Below are 2,852 nucleotides of genomic sequence, written 5' to 3' on the forward strand. Positions count from 1 at the left end.
CGCGCAGGGTCGGCAGATCCCGTTGAAGGCACCAGGCCAGTCAGGCGTTGGGCCAGACCCCAGCGGGAGGCGCTCACCTACATCATCACTGTCAGTCGTCGAAGCCCTCGTCGTCGTCGGAGCCGCCGTCGTCGTCCCCGTCGTCGTCCGTCTCGACGGCGCAGCCGGCCGACGCGACGGCCGTCGCGCCGAGCACCCCGGCCACCGCGACCGCGGGCAGTGACACGGGCGTCACCGCCGTCAGCGCGGCGAGCAGCGTCTTGAGCAGTTTCATCGGCAACCCGGCCATGGGTCCCCCAAAAGGTGAGTGGTGACCGGCAATGTAATGACCCGGAGCCGCCCGCGGGAGGGCCCGTTCGCGGCCCGGCGCGGTTCTTGTCCGAACCTCCACTGGGCGGAAGCCCGGCGGTCACCCGGCCGAAACGACCCCATAACCTGCAGAGTGCGCCGCCACTTGTCGAGTTGAGGAGCATGCACATGCGCGAAGCGGTCATCTGCGAGCCGCTGCGGACCCCCATCGGCCGGTTCGGCGGGGCGCTGAAGCCCGTCTCCCCGGCCGAACTGGCCGCCACCGTCATCCGGGCCCTCGTGGCGCGCACCGGCCTGCCCGACGACGCGATCGACGAGGTGATCCTCGGGCAGTGCAACCCCAACGCCGACGCGCCCGCCGTCGGCCGCGTCGCCGCGCTCGACGCCGGGCTGCCCGTCGAGGTCGGCGGCACCCAGCTCGACCGCCGCTGCGGCTCCGGCCTCCAGGCCGTCCTGGACGCCGCCATGCAGATCCAGACCGGCGTCAGCGACGTCGTCATCGCGGGCGGCACCGAGAGCATGAGCAACGCGCCCTTCTACACGACGAAGGCGCGCTGGGGCGTGCGCGGCCCGTCCATCGACCTGCACGACGCGCTCGCCCAGGGGCGGGTCACCGCGGGCGGCGTCAACCACCCCGTGCCCGGCGGGATGCTGGAGACCGCCGAGAACCTGCGGCGCGAGTACGGCATCGGCCGGGAGGAACAGGACGAACTGGCCGTGCGGTCGCACGCGCGGGCCGTCGCCGCCCAGCGGGACGGGCGGTTCGCCGACGAGATCGTCCCCGTCACGATCAAGGGGCGGAAGGGCGACACGGTCGTCGACACCGACGAGCACCCGCGCCCCGACACGTCCATGGAGGGCCTCGCGAAGCTGCGTCCCGTCCTCGGCGAGAACGACCCGGAGGCCACCGTCACGGCCGGGAACGCCAGCGGGCAGAACGATGCGGCGGCCGCGTGCGTCGTGACGACGCCCGAACGCGCCGCCGAGCTCGGGCTGCGCCCGCTCGTCCGGCTCGTCTCGTGGGGGCGCGCGGGCGTGCCGCCCCGCACCATGGGCATCGGGCCGGTTCCGGCCACCGCGAAGGCGCTCGCCGCCGCCGGGCTGACCCTCGCCGACATGGACCTCATCGAGCTGAACGAGGCGTTCGCCGCGCAGGTCCTCGCCGTCGCCCGCGAGTGGGGGCTGAAGGACGGCGACTGGGACCGCGTCAACGTCAACGGGTCGGGGATCTCCCTCGGCCACCCGGTCGGCGCGACCGGCGCCCGCATCCTCGCCACCCTCGCCCGCGAGATGGACCGCCGCGAGGCCCGCTACGGGCTGGAGACCATGTGCATCGGCGGCGGCCAGGGCCTCGCCGCCGTCTTTGAACGGGTCTGACCCCGCGTACCTCCCGGACCGTTCCCCCGGACCCCGGTGCCCGCGTTCAGGGCGCCGGGGTCCGCTGCACGGGGGACAGGGGCGTCGGCGTCCAGGCCGGGTCGCGCCCGGTCAGCGCGATCAGCCGGTCGAGCGGCCCCGCGTCCGCCGGCACCGCGACCGCCGGGCCGAACAGCCCCTCGATCCCCGCGCCGCCGCTCTCCTCGACGGACGGCCCGACGAACGCGAGGCACGCCTCGACCTCGTCCGTCCCGGCGTCGTAGGGCTGGCCGGTAGCGCGCGCGACGTCCCAGCCGTGCACGACGACCTCGTTCAGCGCGACGCTCGCGGCGACGTCGCCCGGCATCTCGACGCCCCCGGCCTCCGTCATCCCCTCGCGGGCCCCCGGGACGCGCCACGCCGCGGCGAGTTCGTCCAGTGCCTCGGGGATCCGCACCCGCCAGTCGGGCGCCAGGTTCGCCGCGTCGACCGTCGGCGGCTGCGACCCGCCCTCGGGACGTTCCTTCGCGGCGGCCCGCGTGAACGCGATCGACAGGCCGTGGACGTGGTCGAGCAGCGCGGCGAGGTCCATGCCCGCGCAGGGCGTCGGCATGGTCAGAGCTGAGTCGGGTATCGCGGCGAGCAGCCCGGCCAGGCGGCGTGTCGCGGGACCGTGGTCGGTGGTCGGCGTCATCGTGCATCCTCCGTGGACGGCGGGCGGACCGTGATCGGTCGTGTCCCGGTCTTCAGGATGCGGACTCCCGGACGGCGCGGAACTCATCGATAGTCGGAGCGGGAAAACCAGGGAATCGCGCGGGCGCGAGGGCCGCGCCGCGAGCAGGGCGGGAACGGCGGTGGGGCTGTGCGCGCGCACAGGACGGTTGTGACCGGAACAGCGGGGATCGCTTCGGCCGTGGGCGCCGTGTACCGGGGAGGGGGCCGCCGGGTACGCTCCGTCCTGGTCTGCGACGGTGCCGACCAGCGTGTGTGACGCATAAGCTACTACCGAGTAGTATTCGGGACCCGGATGAGGTGCAGTCTGTCACGAGCCCTACGCTGACTGCCATCGCCCGTACCCAGGAGGACGGAACAGTGTACTGGATCACGTTGATCATCGGGCTCGCCGGACTGGCGGTCACGCTGGCGCTCGCGGGGCGGCGGGTGCTGTTCCTGTACAAGACCGCCAT

General features: G+C 73.8%; 3 protein-coding genes. 1 reads left to right on the forward strand and 2 read right to left on the reverse strand.

Annotated elements, in window-relative coordinates; all coding sequences use genetic code 11:
• Positions 1-91: 91 nt before the first annotated feature.
• Positions 92-274 (reverse strand): DNA primase, encoded by a 183-nt coding sequence (locus AB0L25_RS40995; RefSeq protein WP_500179047.1) that lies wholly within the window; start codon positions 272-274, stop codon positions 92-94.
• A gap of 203 nt (positions 275-477) precedes the next feature.
• Here AB0L25_RS40995 and AB0L25_RS41000 point away from each other — a divergent pair, with 203 nt between their 5' ends.
• Positions 478-1,686, forward strand: coding sequence for an acetyl-CoA C-acetyltransferase (locus AB0L25_RS41000; protein ID WP_500179049.1), 1,209 nt, complete (start codon positions 478-480; stop codon positions 1,684-1,686).
• A gap of 46 nt (positions 1,687-1,732) precedes the next feature.
• Here the strand turns inward: AB0L25_RS41000 and AB0L25_RS41005 are convergent, their stop codons facing one another.
• Positions 1,733-2,359 (reverse strand): TIGR03086 family metal-binding protein, encoded by a 627-nt coding sequence (locus tag AB0L25_RS41005; RefSeq protein ID WP_500179050.1) that lies wholly within the window; start codon positions 2,357-2,359, stop codon positions 1,733-1,735.
• Between the last annotated feature and the right edge of the window lie 493 nt (positions 2,360-2,852).

The organism is Spirillospora sp. NPDC052242, from assembly GCF_040679555.1.
Lineage (GTDB): Bacteria > Actinomycetota > Actinomycetes > Streptosporangiales > Streptosporangiaceae > Spirillospora.